Raw genomic sequence first — 26,140 nt, 5'->3', positions numbered from 1 at the left:
CGTCCAAGCACAGGGCCACGCAACCGGCGCGACGACCCATTACTGGCGAATTTCAACGATGTCTGGGAGAAGAGGCGGTGTTTGGGATGGTGGGCGCAGTAGGGATTGAACCTACGACCCCACCCGTGTGAAGGGTGTGCTCTCCCGCTGAGCTATGCGCCCATCCCAAAGAAACAACCGCTGACGCACCACAGAGACGACAACGCGGAGCCCGACGGACCCCGATCTTGACCGGCCCATATGGTGGAAGGGATGGTACCATCCGCAAAGCCCTCGAACCACCGGACTTTGGGATGGTGGGCGCAGTAGGGATTGAACCTACGACCCCACCCGTGTGAAGGGTGTGCTCTCCCGCTGAGCTATGCGCCCATCCCAGTAAAACCGCGTCGGCATCAGGCTCGTTTCGCTGTCGCGTCGTTGCCGCCGCTGCGGTGAGGCGGGTTTCTAAAGGCCCCGCCCCCTCCTGTCAAGCACCTGTTTCACACCAATATCAAAGAAGCCCTTCCGCCCGGAGCCCCCGATGAGCCAATGGACATGACGCACCGGACCGCGCTTCCCACCCAGTTTCCCGCCAAGCGCCCCCCGGCCGCCCTCGTCGCCGCCCTCATCGCAGGAATGTGCGCGGCGTTCGCCGGGCTGTTCCCCCTGCCCGCCCTGGCGCAGCGCTGGCAGTTGGACTACCGCGTCCATGTCGGCGGTGTGGCCGTGCTCGACGCGCGGGCAGAACTGATCCTGACCGAGGGCCGCTACAGCGTCCAGGTCAACGCCGCGACGGACGGCTTTCTGGGGCGCCTGTTTCCCTGGGAAACGCAATCCCTGAGCGTCGGCACGGTCGGCCCGGATGGCGTCGCCCCGATCCGCCACACCCAGTCCGGCGTTCTGCGCGGTTCCCCGCGGACCGTCACCTTGGACTATGGGCCGGCCGGCCGCGTCCGCACGCAGGTCTCCCCGCCCCCGGAGGAGGAGGACCGCGATCCCGTCCCCGAGGACCTCACCCGTCAGACCCGCGATCCGTTGAGCGGAGTCGTGGAACTGCTGCTGGCCGGACTTCACGGCGAGGGATGCCAGCGCACGGTGCCGATTTATGACGGGCGCCGCCGGTACGACATGATCTTCACGGACCGGGGAATGACCACGGTCGGGGCATCGCGCCATTCGGTGTTCTCGGGCGCAGCCCGGCAATGCCGGGTGTCCCACAAGCCGATCGCCGGCTACGAGCGCACGCCGCGCCAACCCTTCTGGCAGCGTGGCGGAGGCCGGGAGGAGCGCCCGCCCGTCGATCTGTGGATCGCTCCGGTGGAGGGGGCCGGCCCGCCCCTGCCCGTCCGGCTGGAGACCGACAGCGGATTCGGCGGGGTCGTCGTCCACCTCATCGCCGCCCGCAAGACCGATCAGACGGCGGAGCGTCCCGCCGAACCGGCGCCGTCACCGCTTCGTTGACGGGTCAGGCGCGCCCGACGCTGCCGCTGCAGGCGGTGGGATGATAGAGCAGTTCGGCCATCGGCCGCTCGGCCAGCGCCTGTTCGCACAGGCGGTTGAACTCGGCCATCTTGCGCTGGAGGTCGCTGTGGTGGGCCATCATCCGGTCGAAGTCGGCGGTGGCCGAGTCGATCTGGCTGTTGGCCGGGGTAAAATTGGCGGTGTGGCCTTCGATGGACAGAACGTCGGCGGAGAGGGTGTTGCCGGTCTGGGTCTTACCGGGGAAGGCAAGGATCTGGGCCATCGGGTGTCTCCTTCGCTCACCACCATTCGATGCACCCATCCAACTACATTTACCTTTCGTTAGCCACTGTTAATCTCTCGTTAACCATGACAAGAAGGAGACCTACGGCGAAGCCCTCGCTGGACCCGGCCGCGCGGCCGGCACTCAGGCGCCCAGCCGCCGCAGGGCGTCCGGCAGATCGGCGATGCGGTCGAGCAGGATATCGGCGCCCAGTTCCTGCACCGGCATGCGGGGATAACCGTAGGTCATCGCCACCACCGGCACCCCGGCGGCGCGGGCGGCCTTCACGTCGTTGCGGTTGTCCCCCACCATCGCAGCGCTGCCGCCGCCCAGCGCCTCGACCACCCAGGACAGATGGCGCCCGTCCGGCTTCTTCACGGGCAGCGTGTCGCCGCCGGCCAAAGCGCCGAACAGCGGCGACAGGCCCAGCGCGTCCAGCAGCTTGCGGGTGATCCGCTCCGGCTTGTTGGTGCACAGCCCCAGCTTCACGCCGTTCTCCGCCAGCACCGCCAGGGTTTCCTGGACGCCGGGATAGAGCACCGGAGGCTCGTCGTCCTGGAAATAGGCGTCGAGATAGTCGGCCAGGGCCGTCTTCAGAGCATCCTCGGCCAGGGCGTCGCCGGTCGCCGCGAAGGCCTGCCGGACGAGGGCGGCCGATCCGTCACCCACCATGCCGCGCACCTGCTCCTCCGTCAGGGTGGGCCGCGCGAAACGGGACAGGGTGCGGTTGAGGACGCGGGTCATGTCCCGCGCGCTGTCGATCAGCGTGCCGTCCAGGTCGAAGACGACCGCGGAGAAGGGAATGGCAGCGGGCGCGGCAGACATCGGCAGAAGTCCCATGGCAAGTCGAAGACGGGCGGATACCCCTTTCGATAGCACGGCCTTCCCCCGGCGGCGAGCCCCCGTTCCCGCAATCCACCGCCGGCATAGGCCCTTCGGTGCCGGCGGCGCGGGGTGCGTACACCCTCGAGCCGCGATTTGTGTATGTCAGATTGACACAAAAGTTGACTTGGGGTCCCGGCACCGGATGTGGCACTGAATGGCTGAAGACAGACGTATTGTCCGGATTTTGATGCGCATGCTTTTCCGCCCGTCCGCCATAACCCGTTTCCAATACTGCAGGGATATCCGATGACTCAGCACCGCCCGCTCGCCTGCGTCATTCTCGCCGCCGGCAAAGGCACCCGCATGAAGTCGGACCTGCCGAAGGTCCTGCACCGCGTCGCCGGCCAGCCGATGGTCGGCCATGTCCTGTCCGCGGTGAGGGCGCTCGACCCCGACCATGTGGTCGTGGTGGTCGGCCCCGGAATGGACAATGTGGCCGACGCCGTCGCCCCCTACCCCACCGCCGTCCAGCACGAGCAGCGCGGCACCGCCGACGCCGTGCGCGCCGCCTTCGGCCTGCTGGAGGGCTTCGACGGCGACGTTGTGGTGCTCTATGGCGACACGCCGCTGGTCACGCCGGACACGCTGCGCGCCATGGTCGCCGCGCGGCGCCAGCCGAACGACCCTGCGGTCGTTGTCCTGGGCATGCGGCCCGACGATCCCGGCGCCTATGGCCGCCTGATCCTGAATGCCCGCGGCGGGCTGGAGAAGATCGTCGAGTATCTCGACGCCTCGGAGGAGGAGCGCCAGGTCACCCTGTGCAACGCCGGGCTGATGGCCTTCGACGGGGCGCGGATGTTCGACCTCATCAACCGCATCGGCAACAGCAACGCCAAGAGCGAATACTACCTCACCGACGTGGTGCAGATCGCCCGCAGCAACGGCATGGCCTGCGCGGTGGTGGAGGCCGCCCCGGCGGAGGTCGTCGGCGTGAACTCCCGCGCCGAGCTGTCGGAGGTGGAGAAGCTGATCCAGCGCCGCCTGCGCAAGGCCGCCATGGACAACGGCGCCACCCTGACCGACCCGGACAGCGTCACCTTTTGCGTGGACACCCGTCTCGGCCGCGACGTGATCGTCGGCCCGCACGTGGTGTTCGGTCCCGGCGTGGTCGTCGCCGACCGGGTGGAGATCAAGGCCTTCAGCCATCTGGAGCAGGTGCGGGTGGACAGCGGCGCCCAGGTCGGCCCCTACGCCCGCCTGCGCCCGGGGGCGGAGATCGGCCCGGACGCCCACATCGGCAACTTCGTCGAGATCAAGAACGCGAAGATTGAGGCCGGGGCCAAGGTCAACCACCTCACCTACATCGGCGACGCGCGGGTGGGGGCGAAGGCCAACATCGGCGCCGGGACCATCACCTGCAATTACGACGGCTACGCCAAGAGCCACACCGACATCGGGGCCGGGGCCTTCATCGGCTCCAACACCGCGCTGGTGGCTCCGGTCAGGGTGGGCGGCGGCGCGATCGTCGGAGCGGGCAGCGTGGTCACCACCGACGTGGAGGGCGACGCTCTGGTCGTTGCGCGCGGGCGCCAGCAGGCTTACACCGGCTGGGCCAAGCGTTTCCGCGAACGGAAGCAAAACGAGAAAGCGAAAAAGGCGTAAGATTGCCCCGGTTGACCGTTCACCCGGCCCCGGCCATCATTCAGGAGTTGCAGGTTCATGTGTGGCATCATCGGCATCATCGGCACGCATGACGCGGCCCCCCGTCTCGTCGAGGGTCTCCGCCGCCTCGAATACCGTGGTTACGACAGCGCCGGCGTCGCCACGCTGGTCAAGGGCGGCATCGAGCGCCGCCGCGCCGAGGGCAAGCTGATCAACCTCGACGCCAAGCTGCGCGAGGCGCCGCTGCCGGGCGTGATCGGCATCGGCCATACCCGCTGGGCCACCCACGGCGGCCCGACCGAGAACAACGCCCACCCGCACGCCACCCACCGTGTGGCCGTGGTGCACAACGGCATCATCGAGAATTACCAGGAGCTGAAGACCGAGCTGATCGAGCACGGCTACGTCTTCGAAAGCGCCACCGACACCGAGGTCATCGCCCACCTCGTCACCTATTACATGGAGAAGGAAGGGCTGGGTCCGGTCGAGGCCGCCGCCGCCTCCTTCAAGCGCTTCACCGGCGCCTTCTCGCTGGTGCTGCTGTTCTCCGGCCAGGAGGATATGCTGATCGGCGCCCGCCACGGCACGCCGCTGGCCGTCGGCTACGGCGAGGGGGAGATGTATTTCGCCTCCGACGCCTTCGCGCTGGCGCCGCTGACCAACCGCATCTGCTATCTGGAGGACGGCGACTGGGTGGAACTGACCCGCGCCGCCGCCGTGATCCACGACGCCACCGACGCGGTGGTGGAGCGTCCGGTGAAGACCACCGCCCTGTCCGGCGCGCTGATCGGCAAGGACGGCTACCGGCACTACATGCTCAAGGAAATCTATGAGCAGCCGCAGGTCATCGGCGACACGCTGAACGCCTACATCAACCCGGAGACCGGCCGCGTCACCCTGCCGGAGACCAGCTTCGACATCGCCAAGGCGACGAAGCTGACCATCGTCGCCTGCGGCACCGCCTATTACGCCGGCGTCGTGGCGAAATACTGGTTCGAGACGCTGGCCCGCCTGCCGGTCGAGGTCGACATCGCCTCGGAGTTCCGCTACCGCGAAGCGCCGATGCCCGAGGGCGGCGTGGCCCTGTTCATCAGCCAGTCGGGCGAGACGCTGGATACGCTGGAGGCACTGCGCTACTGCAAGCGCCAGGGTCAGAAGATCCTGTCCATCGTCAACGTGCCGGAAAGCACCATCGCGCGCGAATCCGACGCGGTGCTCTACACCATGGCCGGTCCGGAGATCGGCGTCGCCTCGACCAAGGCCTTCACGACCCAGCTCACCACGCTGGCCTGTCTGGCGGTCACGGTCGGTCACGACCGCGGCGTCATCCCGGCGGAGCGGATGCAGCAGATCGCCCAGGCCCTGCGCGAGGTGCCGGCCCGCGCCGCCGACGTGCTGGCCCACGACGAGCGCCTGCACGAGCTGGCGCAGGAGGTCGCGGAAGCCCGCGACGTGCTCTATCTGGGCCGTGGCGCCATGTACCCGCTGGCTCTGGAAGGCGCGCTGAAGCTCAAGGAAATCAGCTACATCCACGCCGAAGGTTACGCGGCGGGTGAACTGAAGCACGGCCCCATCGCGCTGATCGACGAGAGCGTGCCGGTCATCGTCCTGGTGCCGTCGGACAACCTGTTCGAGAAGACCGTGTCCAACGTCCAGGAGGTCTGCGCGCGGTCGGGCAAGGTGCTGCTGATCGCCGACAAGAAGGGCATCGACAAGCTGTCCGACAAGGTTCGCTGGTCGCTGGAGCTGCCGGCCTGCGATCCACTGGTTGCCCCGCTGCTCTACGCCATCCCGGTCCAGCTGCTGGCCTACCACGTCGCCGTGCTGAAGGGCACCGACGTCGACCAGCCGCGCAACCTCGCCAAGTCGGTCACCGTCGAGTAAGGCGGTTCACCAAACAAAAAGCCCCCGTCCTAGCGACGGGGGCTTTTTACCGCCTGCGGGCAGCAGGGACGCCCGCGCTACCTCAGCAGCGTTGCTGCCGGTCGGACAAAGCTTTTGCGGCCGCGCTTGAACCCCATGAGAGGTGCGGCTATTCCGCCGAAGGCCTCGGCCTCGTCGTCGGCGTCGAGCACGATCAAGTCCGCCTGTCCGCCAACCGCGATGCCATAGTCCGCGATCCGCATCAGCCGGGCGGCCCCGTTGGAGACCATATCAAGGCAATCGCCGAAGCTCTCAGGCCCCAGATGCATGAGGTTCGCGTAGAGATTGCCCATCCGCATCAGCGAGCCGTCGCCAAAGGGCGTGAAGGGGTTCAGGACGTTGTTGGTCGCGACCGAGACGGCAACGCCGCCTTCCGCCAGCCGGTGAACCGGCGCCACCCCGCGCGGGGCGCGATGGTTGGCGTCACGCCCGTTGAGATAGAGATCCGTTGCCGGCAACGCCGTCACCCCCACCCCGGCATCGGCCAGGAGCGCGATCATCCGCTCCAGCGCCGCATCATCGATGGCGGCGAGCTTGGTGGCATGGCCGACGGCGACCCGCCCCTGCCAGCCCGCCGCCATCGTCCTCCGGCAAATCTCTTCCAAGTGGGACCAGCTGGGATCGAGATCGAAATCCAGATGGAAATCGAGATCGACGTCGTGCGCCACCGCCAGGGCGAAAATCCGCTCCATGTGCAGGGAAGGATCGGCATCGGTGTAAGGACAACCGCCCAGGAGATCGGCCCCCTCCGCCAAGGCCTGGGTCAACAACCGCTCGACCGCCGGGTCATGGGTCATCCCCTCCTGCGGGAAGACGCAGATCGACAGGTCGATGGCGAAGGCATACTCCCGCTTGAGCCGCTTCATGGCCTCGAAGCTGCGCAGGCCGACCAGTGGATCGAGTTCCACATGGGTCCGCATGTGCATGGTGCCCTGCGTGATCGCGCGCTCCAGGGTGCGGGCACCGCGTTCGTAGACATCCTCGATCGTGAAATCTCTTTTCAGGCGGGACACCGCGGCGATTGCCCCCTTGAGTCCACCACCGGCATCGCGGCACCGGCAGAGCAGACAGGATTTGTCGAGATGGATGTGCGTATCGACCAGCCCCGACAAGACCAAGCGCCCACCGGCGTCCTCCTCGACGACGGCCTCAACGATGGCGGCCCCCGTCAAGGCCGGGCCGATGGCGGCGATCCGTCCCTGCCTGACCGCGATATCCTGCAGGGTTTGCCCTCCCCTCAGGCGGGCGTTACGCAGGAGAAGGTCGAAAATCTGGTTCTGCGGCATTTCAGATCCGGCGTGACATTTGCATGCATAAACAGTATGCACTTTCAATGCCAGACTGACCACACTTGCGGAGTTCCCAATGAGCGAGATGACCGAACGCGATCTGCAGGCCGTGAAGGACTACCTGGATGCGTCGATGGCCCCCGATCCCGTGCGCGCGGCGAAGCATGTGGCTCCGGGTTTCGTCTGCCGCTTCACCGGGCACCGCATTTTCGACACGCCGAGCGGCCCGACCGGCTTCAACGCCGCCCGCTACAAGTGGGTGAAGAAGAGAATCGAGCGCTATGACGTGGTGCCGGGCGAGACGGAAACCATCGTCTACAGCCTCGGCTTCCTGTACGGCGCCTGGCCGGACGGCACGCCCTTCGACAACAACCGCTACGTCGACCGCTTCGTGGTGCGGGACGGGCTGATCGTCGAAACCGATGTCTGGAACGACAGCGCCGAATGGATTCTCGACCCCTCCTGCGCCCGCTGACCTGAATGCCCTGACATGAATGCCTGGCGCCCTTATTCGGTGTAGGGCGCCAGGATGTCCATAAGGTCGCGGCTCTTGGCGCCCGAGCTTTGCAGAAGCGCGCGGGCGGCCACAGCCTCCAGATGCTCGTCCATGAGGGCGCAGGCCTTGTCGGCGGGGCCGGTCCGGATCGCCTCGATCAGTTCCAGATGCTCATTCACCGCGCATTCGGACGAATGGGGCCGGCTGAAGACCGCCAGCGACAGTCCCGCGCGGTAGCAGATCTCCGTCACATAGCGGACCAGAACGGGCTTGCCGGTCATTTCCGCCAGCCGGACATGGAACTCCGTCGCAAGGCGGATCGAAATCCCCTCGGCGCCATGCCGGGCCTGATGTTCGGCTTCGACGATGGCCTTCAGCTGCTTCACCTGGGCCTCGGTCAACTTGCCGGCCAGATGCCGGACGACCTGACGCTCAAGATCGACCCGGATGTCAAAGATGTCCCGTGCATCCTCGAAGGACGGCACGGCGACCACGGCGATGCGGTTCCGGCGCAGATCGACAAGGCCTTCCGCCGCCAACTGCCCGAGCGCGCTGCGTGCGATGGTCCGGCTGACGCCGAAGCGCTCGCCCAGCGAATCCTCCGGCAGTCGGTCGCCCGGCGAAAGCGCCCGTTCGATGATGGCACGCCGCAAGGCCGTGCAGATCACCGCGACACGGTCGCCTCCGGTTTTCCTCGAACGCTTTTCCTCGACCATCGCCGCCCTCTCCTATCCCGCTCTGCATAAGGGAGGTCAGGCGGGAATTCAACTCGCCAAGTGCCGCATTTGAATGCAACAGCCTCATCACCCTGCACAAATCAAATGCATGCAATAATTGTACACACTTTTTCTCGCCAAAAGCCGGCCACCCCCGACGTGGCGCGCAGCCCGCCCCAGAAACTGGCGCATCTGTTGCATACAGTTTACCAGTCCGTCACGAGGTGCGCCGCATGTCCCCATCCCAAGCCATCCAGCAAGGCCGTTCCGCCATCGCCGTCGAGCTTTCCCAGGCCGCCGTTTCGTTCGGCGCGCCGGGCAAATCGTTCGCAGCCCTGCAGGAGACGAACCTTCGGATTGCCGATGGCGAGTTTGTCGCTCTGGTCGGCCCGTCAGGCTGCGGAAAGTCGACGATCCTGCGGCTGACCGCCGGCCTGCTGCAACCGACCCAGGGGGCCGTCCTCGTCGGCGGGCGCGAGGTGGCGGCCAAGGCCCTGCGCATCGGCATGGCCTTCCAGAATCCGACCATGCTGCCCTGGCTCACCATCGAGCGGAACGTCATGCTGCCGCTGAAGATTGTGCGGCCCTTCCGCTCCGACTATCGCGCCAAGCGCAAGACGGAATACCGCGACCGCGTGCATGCCCTGCTGGCCGATGTCGGGCTTGATAAGTTCGCCGGCCATTATCCCTGGCAGCTGTCGGGCGGGATGCTGCAGCGCGCGAACCTCTGCCGCGCCCTCATCCATGAACCGAGCCTGCTGCTGCTCGACGAGCCGTTCGGCGCGCTCGACCAATTCACGCGCGAGGAGCTGTGGGGGACGATGCAATCCCTGTGGCTGAAGCGCAAACCCACCGTCCTGCTCATCACCCACGACCTGAAGGAGGCGGGGTTCCTCGCCTCGCGCGTCTGCGTGATGAGCGCCCGCCCCGGTCGCATCATCAACGACAGCGCCGTCGACTTCCCCCGCCCGCGCACGATCCAGATGACCTTCGATGCGGATTTCGTCGCCCTCAATCAGCGCCTGCGCGACCTCATCATCGACGCGCGCACCGACACCGCCATCCGCGGAGCCTGAGCCATGAGCTACGAACTGCGCCGCCGCCTCTGGGCCGCCATCCTCATCCTCGGCTTCTTCGCGGCCTGGGAATTCCTCTGCCTCGCCCTTCAGGTCTCCGATCTGGTCCTCCCCCGCCCGACCCAGGTCTTCGCGACGCTGATCTCCCGCCTCGGCATCCTCTGGCCCCATGTGCTGCAGACCCTCTGGACCACGATGATCGGCTTCATCCTGGGCGTCACCGTCGGGGTGGTGATCGGGGCGGCCGTCGGCGTCTCCCGCACCGCCTACGACACGGTCTATCCCCTGCTGATCGGCTTCTCCTCGATCCCCAAGGTCGCGGTGGTGCCGATCTTCGTGCTGTGGTTCGGATCGGGCGCGACTCCGGCCATCCTCACCGCCCTGGCGATGTGCTTCTTCCCGATCGTCGTCAACATCGCGACCGGCCTCGCCACCACCGAGCCGGAGCTGGAGGACGTCCTCAAGTCGCTCGGCGCCAGCAAGCTCGACATCCTGTGGAACGTCGGGCTGCCCCGCACCATGCCCTTCTTCTTCGCCTCGCTGAAGATCGCCGTCACCTTCGCCTTCGTCGGCAGCGTGCTGTCCGAAACCGTCGCCTCCAACAAGGGCATCGGCAACGTGATGATGACGGCCTCCTCGAACTTCGACGTGCCGCTGGTCTTCGCCGGCCTCTTCCTGCTCGCCGCCCTCGGCATCCTGCTCTACGTCGCCTTCTCGCTGGTCGAGGCGCGCGTCACCGGCTGGGCCACCCGTCGCCAGGGCTTTGCTTCCGCCTGACCCTTCATCCCGAATCGGAGCCTACCATGTTGAAAAAGCTTCTCTCGACGCTTGCGCTCGGTCTTTGTCTGAGTGGGCCGGGCCTGAGCGGGCCGGCGTTGGCCGAAACCAACATCAAGTTCACGCTCGGCTGGAAGACCCAGGGCTCCGACGCTCCCTTCCTGCTGGCGCAGCAGAAGGGTTACTTCAAGGCCGAAGGGCTGAACGTCACCATCGACCAGGGCGAAGGGTCGGCGGCCACCGTGACCCGCATCATGTCGGGCGCCTATGACGCCGGCTTCGGCGACATCAACGCGATCATCCAGAACGCGGCGACCCGCCCCGGCGAGGTGCCGATCATGGTCTATCAGCTCTGGAACAAGCCGCCCTTTGCGATCGTCTCGAAGAAGGCGACCAACATCACCAAGCCTACCGATCTCGTCGGCAAGAAGCTGGGCGGCGCCCAGGGCACCCCGACCACCCGCCTCGTCACTGTGCTCGGCACGCTCAACAAGGTCGATATGACCAAGGTCGCCATCGAGAACATGGGGCCGAACCTGCAGGAGCCGATGCTGATCAAGGGCGACATCGATGGCGCCCTGGTCTTCAACATCACCAGCTGGTTCAACCTGATCAACAACCGCCAGGACCCCGCCAAGGACTACAACTGGCTGCTGTTCGGCGAATTCGGCCTCGACCTCTATTCCAACGGCATGATGGTGTCCCAGAAGCTGATCAAGGAGAACCCGGACGCCGTGGCCGGCCTCGTCCGCGCGGTCAACAAGGCGGCGGTGGAGATCGGCGTGGACGCCGAGGCCGGGGTCAAGGCGGTCCTTGCCTACGACAATCTGGCCAAGGAAGAGCTTGAACGCGCCCGCATGAAGTTCTCCTACGAGCAGCTCATCCTGTCGCCCGAAGTCGACCGGCTCGGCCTTGGCGATGTGGACGACGCCCGCCTCGCCCGCTCGATCGGCATCATGGTCGAAGGCTATCAGCTGACCGCCACGCCCAAGCCGGAACAGGTCTTCACCCGCCAGTTCCTGCCGCCGGCGGCTGACCGCAAGCTCGCCTACAAGGCCGACTGATCGCAGGACGAAGCCCGGCCGGAACAGCGGCCGGGTTTCACACGTGAGAAAAGAGATGGCCTGTCCGTCGTCACGCTGCATTTCTGCGGGATCGGCGGCGATGCCGTCTGGCTGGTGGCTGACCGGCAGGGGCGGCAACGCTGTTTCCTCGGCATCGGACAGGCGGCGGGCCGGCTTCCCGCCTATGAGGCTGCGATCCCCCTGCGCGGCCCCGTCTCGACCGTCACCTCGGCCTGCGCACCGGTGATCGATGGCTTCGGCTGCGGACGCCTACTCCGCCACGGCATCGCCTGGCTCGTTTCCCCCGCTCCATTCCCGAATGAGGCCGTAGGCCACGGCGAGCAACGTCGGGCCGAGAAAGATACCGATCAGGCCAAAGGCGACGAGACCGCCGACGATGCCCAGAAAAATGATGATGAAGGGGAGATCGCTGCTTCGACCGATCAGGATCGGGCGCAGGATGTTTTCGAGGCTGCCGACCAGAAGGCCGACCCAGGCCACCAGAAAGATCGCCATGCCGGTGCGGCCCTGGCTGGCCAGCCAGATCGCGGCGGGCAACCAGATCACCGCCGGCCCCATCGGCACCAGCGTCAGGAAAAAGGTGATGAAGCCGAGAAGCAGGGCGCCGGGAAGCCCCGCGATCCAATAGCCCACCGTGGCGGCGATGGCTTGCACCAGCGCGGTGCCGAGCACGCCATGGACGACCCCGTTGATCGTATCCGCGGCAACGTCGAGGGATTGCCGCGCACGGGCACCGGCGATCCGCCCCACGATGCTGTGCAGCCGGCGCACGGCGGTGCGGCCGTCCCGATAGAGGAAGAAGGCGATCAGGACGCTCAGTGCGATCAGCGACGTCCCCGAGAGAAGATGCCCGCCGCTCGCCAGCACCCCGTCGCGGATCTGGCCGAGATAGGGCCGGAGCGTCGTGCGCAGGTTGGACTCGCCGCTCGCCAGCACGCTCCACATCTCCTGCAGCCGGTCCCCCAGGATCGGGAGGCCGACCAGCCAGTCCGGCAGGGGTGGAAGCCCCCGGTCCATGGCCGCGTGAAGCGTTTCGAAGACCCGGACGACATTTTCCGACAGCTTTATTCCAAGCGCGACCAGGGGGCCGACGAGGATCGCCATGATTGCCAGCGTCATGATCGCCGCCGCCAGCGTCGTGCGCCCACCGAGCGCGCGCTCGATGCGCCGGTGCAGCGGCCATGTGCTGAAGGACAGGATGATGGCCCAGAGAATCGCCGCGATGAACGGGCGCAACACGACGAAGCAGCCGATCAGCAGGACCAGCATCATGGACAGGACGAGCGCCTTGCGGACATAGCTCATCTCGTGCCGCTCCGGAACCTCCGAAGCGTCGGCTTGCGGCATGAACCGGTCGTGAATGAAGTCCGCCATGGCTTCTGTCCCCTTCAGCGCGCGCTGGTCCGAGCACCGCCGGTCTTGCGGAAAATCATCGGGTGGTCACACGCCGCTCGTCACTCCCTTGGTCGGCGCCGGGCCCGGCGGGTGCATGGCCTCGTCGTAGCGGGGCTTGGCGCGCTCCTCCGCCGCCGGTTCCCGGATCCGGAACCAAGCGACGTAGAGCGCCGGCAGGAAGAGCAGCGTCAGCAGGGTCGCCACGATCAGGCCGCCGATGATCGCGTAGGCCATGGGACCCCAGAAGACCTCGGGCGCAATGGGGATCATGCCCAGGCTGGCCGCCGCCGCCGTCAGCAGGATCGGCCGCACGCGGTGCATGGTGGCGTTGATGACGGCGTCCCAGGGATGCTCCCCGGCCTCCAGATGCTCGTCGATCTGGGCGATCATGATGACCGAGTTGCGGACGATCATCCCAATCAGCGCGACCACGCCCAGAATGGCGACGAAGCCCAGCGGCGTGCCAGTCGGCAGCAGCGCCGCGACGACGCCGATCAGGCCGAGCGGCGCCACGCTGATGACCAGGAACAGCTTCTGGAAGCTCTGAAGCTGAATCATCAGGATGGTCAGCATGACGAAGATCATGATCGGGAAAACGGCGGTGATCGAGGCCATGCCCTTGGCGCTGTTCTCCACCGTGCCGCCCGCCTCGACGGTGTAGCCGGGCGGCAGGCTGCGCCGCAGCTCGTCCACCGCCGGGGCCAGCTGCTGCACCACCGTCGCGGCCTGCAACGGGGGAACCAGATCGGCCTGGACGGTGATGGTCGGCAGGCGCGTCCGCCGCCAGACCACCGGCTGTTCCAGGTCGTAGCGCATGGTCGCGACCTCGCCCAGCGGCACGGTGCGGCCGTCCGGAATGGCGATCTGGAGGTTGCGCAGTGTCTCGATGGAGCTGCGCTCCGCGTTGGTCGCCTGGGCGACCACGTCGATCAGGTAGATGTCGTCGCGCACCTGCGTGAAGGCGGCACCCGACACCGTGGCGTTCAGCGCCTGATTGAGCGACTTGGAACTGATCCCCAGCAGGCGGGCCTTGTCCTGGTCCACATCGACCCGCACCACCTTCGACGGCTCGTTCCAGTCGTAGTTGATCAGCAGCGTGTAGGGGTTGGTGCCGATGGTGTCGGCCATCCGGGCGGCGATGGCCCGCACCTCGCCCACGTCGGGTCCGGAGACGCGGTACTGGATCGGCCAGCCGACCGGCGGCCCCATCTCCAGCGGGCTGACCCGCGTGTTCAGATCGGAGAAGTTCTCGTTCAGCACCTTCTCCAGCCGGGCGCGGACAGCCTCGCGGACCTTGTAGCCCTTGGTCACCACCACGGCCTGCGCGAAGTAGTCGTTGGCCAGTTGCACGTCGAGCGGCAGGTAGAAGCGCACCGCACCCTGGCCGACGTAGAAGCTCCAACGATCGACGTCGGGATCGGCCGCCAGCACCTTCTCGAAGCGATCCACCACCTCCTCGGTCGACCGGATCGAGGCCGTCTGCGGCAGGGTCAGATTGACCAGCAGTTCCGGACGGTCGGAGGCGGGGAAGAACTGCTGCTGGACGAAGCGCAGGCCGAAGACCGACAGGCCGAACAGCAGCAGCGTCGCGACGATCACCACATAGCGCGCCCGCATGGCCAGGCGCAGGCTGCCCCGGAACATCCGCATCAGGCGCCCCGGCTCGCTGCCATGCTTCGCCTTCATGGTCTTGGGCAGCACGTTCACCCCGATGAGGGGCGCGAACAGGACCGCCACGATCCAGGAGAACAGCAGCGCCATCGCCACCACGGCGAACAGCGTGAAGCAGTATTCCGCCGCACCGCCCTGGGCGAAGCCGATGGGGATGAAGCCGGCCACGGTGATCAGCGTGCCGGTCAGCATGGGAAAGGCCGTGGAGGTGTAGGCGAAGGTCGCCGCCTTATCGAGGCTGAAGCCCTCCTCCAGTTTGGTGATCATCATCTCCACGGTGATCATCGCGTCGTCCACCAGCAGGCCGAGCGCGATGATCAGCGCGCCCAGCGAGATGCGCTGGAGCGTGATGCCGTAGAACTCCATGCCGATGAAGGTCATGCCCAGCACCAGCGGGATGGAGGTCGCCACCACCAGCCCGGCGCGCAGGCCCAGGCTGATGAAGCTGACCACCAGGACGATGACGACCGCCTCCTTCAGCGCCTTGGTGAAGCCGGCGACCGATTCCTCGACCACCACCGACTGGTTGGCGACGAGGTGGACGCCGATGCCCACCGGCAGGTTCGCCTCGACCTGCCGCATCCGCTCGCGGATGCCCTCGCCGAAGGTCAGCACGTTGCCGCCGGCCGCCATGGAGATGATCATCCCGATGGCCGGCTGCCCGTTGTAGCGGAACAGCGGCGACGGCGGGTCCGCGTAGCCGCGCCGGATGTCCGCTAGGTCGGCCAGCCGATAGAATTTGTCGTTGGCGCGCAGGCTGATGGCGCGCAGGCTGTCCTCCGACGTGAAGGCGCCGCTGACCCGGACCGAGATCTTCTCGTCGCCCGCCTGGACCACGCCGGCCGGGGCCACGGCGTTCTGCGCCTGAAGCTCGGCGATGACCTGCTCGCGGTCGATCCCCATCGCGGCCAGCTTGCGCGTGGAGAAGTCGAGGTAGATCCGTTCGTTCTGGACGCCGACGAACTGGATCTTGCCGACGTCCGGCACGCGCATCAGATCGGCCCGCGCGGTCTCCGCGTAGTCCTTCAGCTCGCGGTAGCTGAAGCCGTCGGCGGTGAAGGCGAAGACCGTGCCGAAGGTGTCGCCGAACTCGTCGTTGAAGGCCGGCCCCTGCACGCCCTGCGGCAGGGTGGACTTCATGTCGGCGATCTTCTTGCGGACCTGATACCACAGGTCGGGCACCGCCTCGGCAGGCGTGTAGTCCTTCAGGTTGACGTAGACGACCGAGATGCCGGGCTTGGTGTAGCTCTTGACGTAGTCGAGATAGGGGATCTCCTCCAGCTTCTTCTCGATCGGGTCGGTCACCAGCTTCATGGTGTCCTCGATGGTGGCGCCGGGCCAGTTGGCCTGGACCACCATGGTCTTGATCGTGAAGGCCGGGTCCTCCTCGCGGCCGAGGCGCATGTAGGCCATGCCGCCCGCCAGCGTCAGCGAGATGATCAGGTACCAGACGAAGGAGCGGTGGCGCAGAGCCCACTCGGAGAGATTGAAGCCGGTCATGGTGCCGCCGCCGTTTCGATTTTTTGGTTGAACCGGACCCGCTGGCCTTCGCTCAGGCTGTGCACGCCCGCGGTGACCACGACGTCGCCGCGGGTCAGGCCCTCGGTGACGATGACCGGGCCATCACCATCCCTGGGCCGGATCGCGACCGGCTGGCGCCGGACGGTCTGGGCCTTCGGGTCGACGAGCCAGACGAAGCTCCGCCCGGCCTCCTCGAACAGCGCCGTTCCCGGCAGCTCGACCACCGGGGCGGGCGGCTGCTTCAGGCGGCCGACGACGGTCGCGCCGAGGCGCAGGGCGTCGGGCGGGTTGTCCAGCGCGATCCGGACGGTGTGGGTTCGGGTGACGGGATCGGCCTGGGGCGAGATTTCGCGGACGCGGCCCACCGCCACGATGTCCGGTGCGCCGGCCAGCGAGACGTCGATCACCGGGTCCTTCGGCGCCGCCCGGATGCCGGTTTCGGCGACGTTGAAGACGGCTTCGCGCTCCTCCGGCTGGGCGACGCGCACCACCATCTGTCCGGCTTCGACCACCTGTCCGGGCTCGGCCCCGATGGTGGTCACCACGCCGTCCCGGTCCGCCCTCAGCTCCGTGTAGCCGACCCGGTCGCGGGCCGATTGCAGCGCCGCCTGCGTGGCGACGACCTTGGCGTCGGCGGTGCGCATCGCCAGCAGCGCCGCATCGTACTGCGCCTGCGGGGCGTTGCCGTTGGCCAGCAGCTCCCGCTTGCGGGACTCCTCGTTGCGCGCCTGCACCTGATCGGCCTTGGCGGAGGCGAGGTTCGCCTCGGCGGTCCGCAGCGCGTTGCGCTGGTCCTGGTCGTCCAGCCGCGCCAGCACGTCGCCGGCCTTGACCAGACTGCCCACATCGACTTTGCGCTCGACCAGCTTTCCGGCGATGCGGAAGCCAAGGTCGGCGTCGGCCCGCGCCTCGATGGTTCCGGTGGCGGAACCGCCCATCCGGAAGGTCACCGGCTCCACGGTGACGGTCCGCACCGGGCGGATCACCGGCGCCGCGTCGGCGTGATGGCCGCCCTGCGGCTGACAGGCGGCCAGCGCCGGGGCCAGCGCCAGCAGCGCGACGAGAAGCGGCTTCGCGGGTGGCCGCCACATGGTTGGGGGCCGCAGGGTTGGGAGCCGCGTGGTTGGTCGCGCGATGCGGGTCATGCGCCGCTCCCCTGCTTGATGGTGACCTTCTGGTCCGGCCGCAGCTTCTGGACGCCGCCGACCACCACCAGATCGCCATCGCTGAGGCCGCTGGAGACGGTGACCGTGCCGGTGTCGTATTGCAGGACGGAGACGGGGCGCAGGCTCACCGTGTCGGCCGGCCGTGCCACGACCCAGACCGCCGGCTCCCCGTTCCCCGTCTGGAACAGGGCCGAGGACGGCAGATTGACCACCGGCCGCGCCGGCAGCTTGGCACGCCCGACGACGGAGGAGCCCAGCAGGAAGGCGTCGGGAGCGTTGGGCAGGGAGACCTTCACGGTGTAGGTCCGGGTCACCGGATCGACCCCCGGAGACACCTCGCGGATCGTTCCTTCGGTGACGGTCTTGGCATCGTTGACGAGCCGCACCTCGACCGGCGGCAGGCCCTCCCGCCCCTCCAGCCGGATGCTGGCGCCCGGCACCTGGAAGACCGCCTCCCGCTCATTCGGGTCGGCGAGCCGCAGCACCGGCTGGCCGACGGCGACCACTTGGCCGGGCTCCGCCGCCTTCGCCGTGATGACCCCGTCGCGGTCGGCCCGCAGTTCGGTGTAGGACAGCGTGTCCCGGGCCGAGCCGAGCTGCGCCTCGGCGGAGTTCAGCTCGGCCTGCGCCTGCTGGAAGCGCTTCTGGGCGTTGTCGTACTGGACCCGGGTGGTGAAGCCGTTGGCGAGCAGGGAGCGCTGGCGCTCCTCCTGCGTCCGGCTTTGCTCGACAGCGGCCTGCGCCGCCGCCACATCGGACTCGGCGGACCTCACGGCGTTGGTCTGGTCCTGATTGTCCAGCCGCGCCAGCAACTGGCCGGACGTGACCGTCTGCCCCACCTCCACCAGCCGTTCGACAACCTTGCCACTGACGCGGAAGCCGAGATTGCTCTCGTGGCGGGCCTGGATCTCACCAGTCAGCGCGGCGGTGCGGTCGAACTGGCTCACCTGCACCGGCAGGGCGCGGATCAGCGTCGCCTCGGCCGGCGGCGGCGTCGGCTGCTCGCAGCCGAGAAGCAGGAGGCCGGCGAGGACCGCCGATCTGGAAGACCCAAAACCGGATGACCCAAAACCGGATGACCAGGACATGGTGCCTCTCTCCTTCTCGGGACCGTGTCACGCAGAGCGGTGGCGGCTGAGGATGGCGCGGGTGTGGAGCGCGATCATCCGTTCCTCGTCGGTCGGGATGACCCAGCCCTTGACCCGGCTGTCCGGCGTCGTGATGCACAGCGCGTTCGCGGTGTTGGCCGCCTCGTCGAGGTCGACGCCGAGCCAGCGCGCCCGCTCCGCGATGGCCTTGCGGATGGCCGGTGCCCGCTCACCGATGCCGGCCGTGAACACCAGCCCGTCGATGCCCTCCATGGCGGCGGCCAGCGCCCCAATGGCGAGGCTCGCCCGGTAGACGAAGCAGTCCAGCGCGAGCCTGGCGCGCGGGTCGGTGCTGGCCAGCAGGTCGCGGACGTCGTTGCTGATGCCGGACAGGCCCTTCAGGCCGCAGTCGTGGTAGAGCAGCCGTTCGATGGCGCGGGCGTCCATGCCCTTGTCCATCAGGTAGAGGACCACACCAGGGTCCAACTGCCCCGGCCGCGTGCCCATCGGCAGACCGTCCAGCGCGGTGAAGCCCATGGTGCTGTCGATGCTGTGCCCGTCCCGGATGGCGCACATGCTGGCCCCGCTGCCGAGATGCGCGACGACGACCCGCCCGCCGGCGATCCCAGGGGCGAGGTCCGGCAGGCGCCTGGCGATGTATTCGTAGCTCAGGCCATGAAAGCCGTAACGCCGCACACCCTCCCGGTGGAGGGTGTCCGGGATGGCGTAGCGGTCGGCCAGTTCGGAATGGTGGCGGTGAAAGGCCGTGTCGAAACAGGCCACCTGAAGCACGTCCGGCAAGAGTTTCCGGATCGCCCGGATCGGCGCCAGATTGTTCGGCTGGTGGAGCGGGGCGAGCGGAACGTAGGTCTCCAGCGTCCCGATCACCGCGTCGTCCACCGCCACATGGCGGTCGTAGGCCGGCCCGCCGTGAACCACCCGATGCCCGACCGCAACCGGCATGGCGCCGCCCAGCCGCTCCCGCAGCCACGCGCCGAGAAAGGCCAGCGCGCCGGGAACCCCGTCGCCGGACTCCGCCGGCAAGGGCACGCCGCCGTCCCGGCTGCCGTCCTGGCCGCTCTCCTGAACGATCAGCCGGGGCGTCGTGCCGATCCCCTCGATCCGGCCGCGCAGGCGCACCGGCAGCGTTCCGTCCGCCGCGTCGAACAGCTGGAACTTGATGCTGGAGGAACCGGCGTTGATGACCAGGATCGTCTCGGTCATGCTCATCTCGGTCATGGCGACCTCACCCCTTCACCGGCTGCTCGATCCGCTGCCGGTGCGCGTACAGCGCCGCCACGGCGCAGGAAGCCATGCGCGTCATGACGCTGTCGGCCCGGCTGGTCAGCACGATGGGCACCCGCGCGCCCAGCACGATGCCGGCGGCATCGGCGTTCGCCAGGAAGGTCAGGTTCTTGGCGAGCATGTTGCCCGCCTCCAGATCCGGCACGACGAGAATGTCGGCCTGCCCGGCGACCGGGGACGCGATGCCCTTGATCCTCACCGCCTCCGGGCTGATGGCGTTGTCGAGCGCCAGCGGCCCGTCCAGCAGGCCGCCAGTGATCTGCCCCCGGTCGGCCATCTTGCACAGCGCGCCGGCCTCGACGGTGGAGGGGATCTTCGGGTTGATGGTCTCGACCGCCGACAGGATCGCCACCTTCGGCTGGGGATTCCCCAGAGCGCGCGCCAGATCGATGGCGTTCTGGATGATGTCGCGCTTGTCCTCCAGGGTCGGCGCGATGTTCACCGCGGCGTCGGTGATGAACAGCGGCTTGGCGTAGGTCGGCACGTCCATGATGAAGACGTGGCTGATGCGCCGCTCCGTCCGCAGCCCGCTGTCCTTCCGGGCCACCTCGCGGAGCAGCTCGTCCGTGTGCAGGCTTCCCTTCATGAGGAGCTGGGCGCGCCCCTGGCGCACCATCTCCACCGCCGTGGCGGCGGCGGCGTGGCTGTGCGGCACGTCCACGATCTCGTACGGGGCGATGTCCATACCGGCCTCGTCCGCCACGGCCCGGATGCGCGCGGCCGGACCGATCAGGATCGGGGTGATGAAGCCCTGACGGGCCGCATCGACGGCGCCGCCCAGGGACGAAGCGTCGCAGGGATGCGCCACCGCCGTGGAGACGGCGGGGATTTCGCGGCAGGCGGCGACCAGCCGCTCGTACTTTTCATGCCGATGGGCGGACGGTGGCGGGCTGCCGGCCATGACGCGCCCTCCTCACCAGCGCAGGTACAGCCCGACGTCCCCCGGCATTCCGCCGGGATAGTCCAGGATCTGCGCCCGCAGCTTGTAGCCCTTGGCCCTCAGATTCTTGTCGAAGACCTCGTAGGCTTCGCGGGCGTAGCCGGTCAGGGAATCCGGCCAGTCCGGCTCGAAATTGTTGATCGCCCGGCCGCCGTCGGTGCAGTAGCTGCTCGGAAAGCGCGCCACCTGGATTTCCTTCACGCCGCGCGACGCGGCGTCGCGCACCGCGCGCGTGAACCGCTCCTTGGCGTCGGGGCGGACGTGCTGGTTCATGAAGGCTTCACGGACGGTGTCCTGTTCCTTCATGTGCTTCTTTTCCCGCTCCAGGGCTTCCTGGAGCAGTGCCATCTCATGCTCCTCGCCGAGCTTCCGGAGTTCGTCGGGCGAGATCAGGTCGTCACCGATGTCGGAGGCGGCTGTGGTCGCCCTGGTCTGGTCCATGTTGCTCATGACGCGTTCCCCTTGTTGCTTGTCAGCCTCTTGTCTCGGCGCCGGGTTCACTTGGCCTTCGCGGTGCCCATCGCCCTGGGCGGCGCGTCCGCCCGGCTGATGTCGGAGGCGGCCTTGGCCAGCGACGCTCCGCCGGCTCCAGGCAGCACGCGCAGGGGCGGCTCGCGCTCGGCCTCGATGCGCTCCTCCTTGTTGTGCAGAAGGGCGTCCACCTGCCGGAGCCGGGCACGCTGGTCGGGGGTCAGCGGCCCGGAGGCCTCCAGGACGCGTTCCGCCAGCGCCATCACCTCCTTGCGCTCCTTCTCGCCGTGCAGGAGCTTCGGCAGCGCGCTCATCGCCGTGTCTTCGTCCATCAGCATCAGGAAAACCTGTTCGCGGAAGACCGCGCGGACGGCGTCCACGGACAGGTGCTGGGTGCCGGGATGCTCCTCGCGGATTTTCCGCAGCATCTGGAAGGCGCGCTCGTCGAGGGCGCCCTCGCCGCGCCGCGCGTGGATCAGGACGCGGAACAGCGCCTCCCGCATCCCGCCCTCCTCGACGCGGCCCATGATCTCGGCCATCCGCTTCTCGACCAGGGCTTCGAACGCCTCATCGCGGACGTGCGGCGGCCGCGCGTCCTCGCCCGGCGCGGCCAGCCCGACCAGAGCCTGAAGGAGCGGCGCGTTGTAGAGGCCCATGAACAGGCGCTCGACGGCGCCGTCCCGCGCGTCCCGCCAGCGGTCGAGCCCCTGCACGATCTCGTCCGAGACGCGGTTCTGCGCGCTCAGGTACGGGTTGTCCGGGCTTACCGGGCGTCGGTGCTCGCGCACCCAGTCGGCCATGGGACCGACCGGCGCCATGAAGGGGTTGAGGTGCGAGAACAGGTAATACTGGCTGCGCGCCGGGTTCATCATCCGCAGCCATTCGGCGAAGGGCTCGTTGACGGTCGCTTGGATCGAGGGCCGGGCGAAGGTGGCGTACAGGCCCTTGTTGATGTCCGAGATGCGAGCCACCGCGGCGAAGCGCCGGTCGTCCTCCGGCGTGTTGCCGCCAAGCCCGCGGATATCGTCGAGCGTGCGCGGCTCGAACCGCGTCACGTAGTCGCCCGCGACCAGATCGGCACCAGGGACCTTCGGGTCCTTCGGCTGAAGGATCATCTCGTAGAGACCGGGCGGCAGCAGGTCGATGAAGTCGATGTTCTCGACGAACTCCGACGTCTCCTTGCGGGCGACGCGGCCGGACACGAAGATGCCCAGGTGCCCGATGTCGTGATGGAGGTTGTAGACGATGGTCTGCTCGTGCGCCCGGATGTCCTCGACGTCGCTGTAGAGGTCGAGGATCCAGCCCAGAGCCTGTTGCGGCGGCGTGATGTTGTCGCCGAAGGACGCGAAGACCAGGATGGGCGAGCGGATGTTGCGCAAATCCAGCCGGCGCCCGTTCCGGACGATGCCGCCGCTGGTCATCTTGTTGCCGACGAACAGCTCGTCGGTGATGGCCTCGATCTCCTCCCCGTTCATCAGGAAGAAACCGCTCCACCACTTTTCGAACTCAAGGTACCGGTCCGCTTCCGTGTCAATATGGGCGTACAGGTTGTACGCCTTCTTCCAATAGGTGTTGGCCGGGTCCAGCTTCTCGAAGTTGCCGACCAGATGCGCCCCGTCGAAGCGGCCGTTGCCGAGATCGCTCGCCAGGGCGGCAAGCCACGCTCCGCCATAGAGACCGCCGAGGTAGCGCATCGGGTTCCGCCCCTTCACGCCGGCCCAGTAGGACAGCGGGGAGCCCGCGATGATGATCGGCCCCATCAGGTCGGGCCGGACCGCGCTCAGCGCCATCACCGCCCAGCCAGCCTGGCAATTGCCGATGACGCACGGCTTGCCGCCCGCATTGTCGTGCAGTTTTCCGACATGCTCGATGAAGAAGGCCTCCGCCTCACCCACGTCGGCGAGGGTCTGGCCCGGCTCCGGTTCGGGATGGAAACCGATGAAGTAGCAGGGGTGGCCGGCGCGCAGAGCGGTGCCGATCTGGCTGTCCGGCTTGAACCCACCGATCCCGGGTCCGTGACCGGCGCGCGGATCGACGATCACGAACGGGCGCTTGGCCGGGTCCGTGCCGACAGCAGGGTCCGGCAGGATGTGAAGCAGCATGTAATTGCACGGCCGCTTCAACTTCCGCCCTTCCATCACGACCTCGTAGGGAAAGGTCAGGACGGGCGGCTTTCCTTTATCGGCATGGTCCATGAACTGGTCGCCGCGGCGCCGCAGGACATCCAGGAATAGGACCCAGCGCTGCATGGCATCGACGCCATAGTCGAAAGCGTCTTGAAACGGGTTGGGAAGATTGAACGGGTTGGGGAATGCGGGCGTCTGCCAACCATCCGCGCCTTTCCCGGCCGCCGTCTCTTCGACCGGCTTTGCCTCAGCCTGTCTCGCCCCTGCTGATTTTGTCCCTGCAGACTTTAGTGCGGTCCCGTTTTCTGCGGGTTCGACGAAGGGGCCGAGAAAGGGAAATGCTGCGGTCCAGGCGGAAAACCAGCTCGCCAGAGGCTGCTGTTCCGTCAGGGGACGCACCCGCCGATTTTTCATCACATGTCCTCTTTGGCTGTACGCTCCTGCGCCGGCTGTGCGTTGCTGTGCCGACCGGCTTCTTTTGCATCCGCGAAGGCGTTGCGACGCCGGCGCTGCGGATACCGACCCATGATGAGAATGTGAGGGGCCAAGGCGCTGGCTTTAGACGCGGGAAATACTGCACCGCATCATCCGCCGCGTTGAAGCATGCAACTGTTGGCACTGTTACCGTATCAGGCCGCGTTCCCTTGGTGGCTCATTCCCGAAACAATGCGGCGCTCCCAGCTTCCGGTGGGGGTTTGGGCCTTGGATTTTCCTTGAATGAGATTTGGATTTTGGGAAACCCAACTCGGCGGATCTTTGTACAATTTTTCTTAATTATTTTATATAATTCTTCTTTTATTAAGAAATAAGACACTTGCAAGGGGGTAAATTCTGTCTTCTCATCAATACTTCAATCAGAACACGACCCTCTTCACATGACCGTTACGGTGGGCGTTACTGTAGCATGACTGCGCTTTGGCTTGGAGGAATGCTACCTTCCAAAGCACAATGTCTTGCGAGTTAAGTTCGCCCCGACCTGTGCACCCCGTCCATCCGATCGGCGGTCCATCGATTTCGCATCGGGCCGGCCGGTTCGTCGGGGAAGCGTCTCCTGTCCCTGAAAATCCGCGTACGAAAAGCCGCCCACAAAAAGCGCTGGGAGCAAACCATGAAACACCGAACCAAGGTCGCTCTGGCCGTTGCCCTCACGGCGACGGTGATCACCGCCGCGAACGCGCAGATGGCGCCGGCCCCCACGGAAACCAATTTTCAGGTCCGGACCACGGGCGACCTTGTGCGGCTGTGCGAAGCCACGCCAAACGACCCGACCGGCATCGCGGCGCTCCATTTCTGCCACGGCTTCGCCATCGGCGCCTATCAATACCATCAGGTCGTGACGGCCGCCGAAGGCAAGCGCCAGCTGGTGTGCGCGCCGACGCCACCGCCCTCGCGCAACGACACCGTTTCCGCTTTCGTCACCTGGGCAAAGCAGAATCCCAAGCTGATGGACACGCCGCCGGTGGATGGGCTGTTCCGCTTCCTGTCCCAGCGCTACCCCTGCCGCGCCTGATCCCGCCGGCATCCGCTTCCTCCCCCGCGGTCCACGGCCTTCGATCAAAGGCCAACCAGGATGGGCCAATCAGGATGGGAAAGACCATGAAACCCACACAAATCCTCCGCGTCGCCATCGTCGCGCTTCCCCTTGCGGCGTGCTCCGACATGTCACCGACCCAGCAGCGCGCGCTCACCGGCACAACCGGAGGCGCTGCCGGCGGAGCGCTGATCGGCGCCATCGCCGGCAACGCCGGCATGGGTGCGGCCATCGGCGCCGGCGCCGGTCTGGCCGGCGGTCTGCTCTACGACTATCACAAGCGGACCGAGGCCTCGGCCTACCAGCGCGGCGTCCAGCAGGGGTCCACCCAGCGAAGCGGCACCCAGTGACCCTTCATGCGCCGACGGGGACGCTCTCGCCATGCCGCCGATCCCACTGGATGGCAGGCGCGCCCTCGTCACGGGCATCGCCAACGACCGCGCAAAGGACGATCGCGAAGCTTGGCCGGCCGCTGTCACGCCGTGACGTTGCTATGCTGCGACGTGGCTGGCATTCTGATGGCGATGATACCGTTCCTGGCGCATGAACCACGATCCTGCGAGCAGACCGTCGCCGCGGCGGCGGTTGTCCGCGACGTTCTCGGCGCCGCCGCCTCAGCCGCGTGGCTCTACGGATCGGCGGTCGCGGGTGGCCTGCGCCCGAACAGCGATCTCGACATCCTCGTCGTCACCGAGCGATCGCTGTCTGACAATGAGCGCTTCGCGATCATCCGTCAGCTCTTGCCGATCTCGGGAAGCGCCACCGTTGGCGTGCCGGGCCGCCCCATCGAACTCACCATCCTCGCCCGCCCGGCCCTGATCCCATGGCGCCACCCCGGCTGCCTTGAGCTTCAGTATGGCGAATGGATGCGCGCCGAGTTCGAGCGGGGCGACATGCCCGAATGGCCATGCCGAGACCCCGACGTCGCTGTCCTGATCGAAACGGCCCGCCGCGGAGCCCTGCCGCTCTTCGGCCCGCCCGTCGCCGCGGTCCTCGATCCGGTGCCGCGCGCAGACCTCGTCCGGGCCATGGTGGACATGGTGCCGATCCTGATTCCGGGCATCGAAGAGGGGGACGACAGGCGAAACGGGCTGCTGACCCTGGCGCGCATCTGGACGACGCTCACGACCGGCAAAATCCTCCCGAAGGATCAGGCCGCCGATTGGGCGCTCGCGCGTCTGCCCGAGGAGCACCGGCGCGTTCTGGCGCACGCCCGAGCGGCCTATCTCGGCGAGGAGCGGGAGGATTGGAGCGATCTCGCGCTGGGGGTGCGGCCGCATGTCGACCACGTCATCGCACGCATTCAAACCCTGACGGCCGGAACATGATCGAGCTGGCGGATCACGCTCCAAAC

21 protein-coding genes, 2 tRNA genes and 1 pseudogene are annotated in these 26,140 nt (G+C 67.2%); 10 read left to right on the top strand and 14 right to left on the bottom strand.

The features are described 5' to 3' along the window. Positions 1 to 87: 87 nt before the first annotated feature. Positions 88 to 162, bottom strand: a tRNA-Val gene (locus ACWPN7_RS24450). Positions 163 to 294: 132 nt separating this feature from the next. Beyond that, positions 295 to 369, bottom strand: a tRNA-Val gene (locus ACWPN7_RS24445). Between the two features lie 165 nt (positions 370 to 534). Here ACWPN7_RS24445 and ACWPN7_RS24440 point away from each other — a divergent pair. Next, positions 535 to 1,440 carry a DUF3108 domain-containing protein gene (locus tag ACWPN7_RS24440; RefSeq protein WP_176025204.1) on the top strand — a complete coding sequence of 302 codons (906 nt, stop codon included), beginning with the start codon at positions 535 to 537 and terminating at the stop codon, positions 1,438 to 1,440. A gap of 4 nt (positions 1,441 to 1,444) precedes the next feature. Here the strand turns inward: ACWPN7_RS24440 and ACWPN7_RS24435 are convergent, their stop codons facing one another. Together ACWPN7_RS24435 and gph are read right to left on the bottom strand one after the other, a co-directional pair. Then, on the bottom strand, positions 1,445 to 1,723 hold the full coding sequence (locus ACWPN7_RS24435; RefSeq protein WP_200475224.1) for a hypothetical protein: 279 nt from the start codon (positions 1,721 to 1,723) through the stop codon (positions 1,445 to 1,447). Between the two features lie 144 nt (positions 1,724 to 1,867). Further along, complete coding sequence (gph, locus tag ACWPN7_RS24430) at positions 1,868 to 2,548, bottom strand: phosphoglycolate phosphatase (protein WP_456529823.1); 681 nt, start codon at positions 2,546 to 2,548, stop codon at positions 1,868 to 1,870. Positions 2,549 to 2,854: 306 nt separating this feature from the next. Between gph and glmU the strand changes: the two genes are divergently transcribed. After that, entirely contained in the window at positions 2,855 to 4,210 is a 1,356-nt protein-coding gene (gene glmU / locus ACWPN7_RS24425; RefSeq protein WP_459196538.1) for a bifunctional UDP-N-acetylglucosamine diphosphorylase/glucosamine-1-phosphate N-acetyltransferase GlmU, read from the top strand. Positions 4,211 to 4,267: 57 nt separating this feature from the next. Next, the gene (glmS, locus tag ACWPN7_RS24420) at positions 4,268 to 6,094 is read left to right on the top strand and encodes a glutamine--fructose-6-phosphate transaminase (isomerizing) (protein WP_038527538.1); all 1,827 of its coding nucleotides are present in this window, start codon (positions 4,268 to 4,270) and stop codon (positions 6,092 to 6,094) included. A gap of 77 nt (positions 6,095 to 6,171) precedes the next feature. On the opposite strand, the gene ACWPN7_RS24415 is transcribed toward glmS, so the two are convergent. After that, positions 6,172 to 7,419, bottom strand: a complete 1,248-nt coding sequence (locus tag ACWPN7_RS24415; RefSeq protein WP_456529822.1) for an amidohydrolase family protein — start codon at positions 7,417 to 7,419, stop codon at positions 6,172 to 6,174. A 79-nt stretch (positions 7,420 to 7,498) separates the two neighbouring features. On the opposite strand from ACWPN7_RS24415, the gene ACWPN7_RS24410 reads away from it, so the two are divergent. Then, entirely contained in the window at positions 7,499 to 7,897 is a 399-nt protein-coding gene (locus ACWPN7_RS24410) for a nuclear transport factor 2-like protein (RefSeq protein WP_038527532.1), read from the top strand. Positions 7,898 to 7,929: 32 nt separating this feature from the next. On the opposite strand, the gene ACWPN7_RS24405 is transcribed toward ACWPN7_RS24410, so the two are convergent. Next, on the bottom strand, positions 7,930 to 8,634 hold the full coding sequence (locus ACWPN7_RS24405; RefSeq protein WP_038527529.1) for a GntR family transcriptional regulator: 705 nt from the start codon (positions 8,632 to 8,634) through the stop codon (positions 7,930 to 7,932). A 233-nt stretch (positions 8,635 to 8,867) separates the two neighbouring features. Here ACWPN7_RS24405 and ACWPN7_RS24400 point away from each other — a divergent pair, with 233 nt between their 5' ends. The 3 genes from ACWPN7_RS24400 to ACWPN7_RS24390 are packed head-to-tail and all read left to right on the top strand — an operon-like array spanning position 8,868 to position 11,551. Further along, positions 8,868 to 9,710: an ABC transporter ATP-binding protein gene (locus ACWPN7_RS24400; protein ID WP_038527526.1), complete on the top strand. Its 843-nt coding sequence runs from the start codon at positions 8,868 to 8,870 to the stop codon at positions 9,708 to 9,710. Positions 9,711 to 9,713: 3 nt separating this feature from the next. Further along, positions 9,714 to 10,487, top strand: coding sequence for an ABC transporter permease (locus tag ACWPN7_RS24395; RefSeq protein WP_038527523.1), 774 nt, complete (start codon positions 9,714 to 9,716; stop codon positions 10,485 to 10,487). Between the two features lie 26 nt (positions 10,488 to 10,513). Next, positions 10,514 to 11,551: an ABC transporter substrate-binding protein gene (locus tag ACWPN7_RS24390; protein WP_200475219.1), complete on the top strand. Its 1,038-nt coding sequence runs from the start codon at positions 10,514 to 10,516 to the stop codon at positions 11,549 to 11,551. Positions 11,552 to 11,821: 270 nt separating this feature from the next. On the opposite strand, the gene ACWPN7_RS24385 is transcribed toward ACWPN7_RS24390, so the two are convergent. The 8 genes and pseudogenes from ACWPN7_RS24385 to ACWPN7_RS24350 form a co-directional block, all read right to left on the bottom strand. Then, positions 11,822 to 12,946, bottom strand: coding sequence for an AI-2E family transporter (locus ACWPN7_RS24385; protein ID WP_200475218.1), 1,125 nt, complete (start codon positions 12,944 to 12,946; stop codon positions 11,822 to 11,824). A gap of 66 nt (positions 12,947 to 13,012) precedes the next feature. After that, the gene (locus ACWPN7_RS24380; RefSeq protein ID WP_459196537.1) at positions 13,013 to 16,138 is read right to left on the bottom strand and encodes an efflux RND transporter permease subunit; all 3,126 of its coding nucleotides are present in this window, start codon (positions 16,136 to 16,138) and stop codon (positions 13,013 to 13,015) included. Continuing rightward, a complete protein-coding gene (locus tag ACWPN7_RS24375) occupies positions 16,135 to 17,304 on the bottom strand; it encodes an efflux RND transporter periplasmic adaptor subunit (protein ID WP_459196536.1) in 1,170 nt (389 codons plus the stop codon). The genes ACWPN7_RS24380 and ACWPN7_RS24375 overlap by 4 nt, the downstream gene beginning before the upstream one ends. Then, complete coding sequence (locus tag ACWPN7_RS24370) at positions 17,301 to 18,413, bottom strand: efflux RND transporter periplasmic adaptor subunit (protein WP_051657818.1); 1,113 nt, start codon at positions 18,411 to 18,413, stop codon at positions 17,301 to 17,303. Before ACWPN7_RS24370 ends, ACWPN7_RS24375 begins: the two co-directional genes overlap by 4 nt. A gap of 27 nt (positions 18,414 to 18,440) precedes the next feature. Then, complete coding sequence (locus ACWPN7_RS24365; RefSeq protein ID WP_459196535.1) at positions 18,441 to 19,652, bottom strand: acetate/propionate family kinase; 1,212 nt, start codon at positions 19,650 to 19,652, stop codon at positions 18,441 to 18,443. Positions 19,653 to 19,659: 7 nt separating this feature from the next. Continuing rightward, positions 19,660 to 20,589 (bottom strand): annotated as a pseudogene (locus tag ACWPN7_RS24360) (bifunctional enoyl-CoA hydratase/phosphate acetyltransferase); the annotation flags it as partial. A gap of 42 nt (positions 20,590 to 20,631) precedes the next feature. Further along, entirely contained in the window at positions 20,632 to 21,108 is a 477-nt protein-coding gene (locus tag ACWPN7_RS24355; protein ID WP_459196534.1) for a hypothetical protein, read from the bottom strand. 47 nt (positions 21,109 to 21,155) lie between these two features. Beyond that, a complete protein-coding gene (locus tag ACWPN7_RS24350) occupies positions 21,156 to 23,378 on the bottom strand; it encodes a DUF3141 domain-containing protein (protein WP_247891477.1) in 2,223 nt (740 codons plus the stop codon). A gap of 985 nt (positions 23,379 to 24,363) precedes the next feature. Here ACWPN7_RS24350 and ACWPN7_RS24345 point away from each other — a divergent pair. The 3 genes from ACWPN7_RS24345 to ACWPN7_RS24335 all read left to right on the top strand — a co-directional run bounded on the left by ACWPN7_RS24345 (position 24,364) and on the right by ACWPN7_RS24335 (position 26,114). Beyond that, positions 24,364 to 24,765: a Rap1a/Tai family immunity protein gene (locus tag ACWPN7_RS24345; protein WP_038527504.1), complete on the top strand. Its 402-nt coding sequence runs from the start codon at positions 24,364 to 24,366 to the stop codon at positions 24,763 to 24,765. Positions 24,766 to 24,851: 86 nt separating this feature from the next. After that, positions 24,852 to 25,136: a YMGG-like glycine zipper-containing protein gene (locus ACWPN7_RS24340; RefSeq protein ID WP_038530771.1), complete on the top strand. Its 285-nt coding sequence runs from the start codon at positions 24,852 to 24,854 to the stop codon at positions 25,134 to 25,136. Between the two features lie 153 nt (positions 25,137 to 25,289). Further along, positions 25,290 to 26,114 (top strand): aminoglycoside adenylyltransferase family protein, encoded by an 825-nt coding sequence (locus tag ACWPN7_RS24335; RefSeq protein ID WP_451992196.1) that lies wholly within the window; start codon positions 25,290 to 25,292, stop codon positions 26,112 to 26,114. Positions 26,115 to 26,140 lie beyond the last annotated feature (26 nt).

This window comes from Azospirillum sp. UENF 312511, assembly GCF_058780635.1.
Note: the sequence above shows the minus strand (reverse complement) of the source record. Positions and strands in the feature narration are given on the sequence as shown.